At 52.0% G+C, this 465-nt stretch carries 1 rRNA gene; it reads right to left on the bottom strand.

Annotation, left to right across the window (positions count from 1 at the left end):
* Window positions 1-465: ribosomal RNA gene (locus AADR41_RS42390) — 16S ribosomal RNA — on the bottom strand; the annotation flags it as partial.

Genomic DNA, 465 nt, shown 5'->3' with positions numbered 1-465 from the left:
GACTACCGGGGTATCTAATCCTGTTTGCTCCCCACGCTTTCGCACCTCAGCGTCAGTACCGAGCCAGTGAGCCGCCTTCGCCACTGGTGTTCCTCCTAATATCTACGCATTTCACCGCTACACTAGGAATTCCACTCACCCCTCCTGCACTCTAGCCTTACAGTTTCAAAAGCAGTTCCGGGGTTGAGCCCCGGATTTTCACTTCTGACTTGCATGGCCACCTACACTCCCTTTACACCCAGTAAATCCGGATAACGCTTGCTCCATACGTATTACCGCGGCTGCTGGCACGTATTTAGCCGTGGCTTTCTTATAGAGTACCGTCACTTGCATGTCATTCCCTACACGCACCGTTCTTCCTCTATGACAGAAGTTTACATAACGAATTACTTCTTCCTTCACGCGGCGTTGCTCGGTCAGGGTTTCCCCCATTGCCGAAAATTCCCTACTGCAGCCACCTGTAGG

This window comes from Streptomyces sp. CLV115 (assembly GCF_038448545.1).
Classification (GTDB): Bacteria; Actinomycetota; Actinomycetes; order Streptomycetales; family Streptomycetaceae; genus Streptomyces; species Streptomyces sanglieri.
This window is presented reverse-complemented; position numbering and strand designations above follow the sequence as displayed.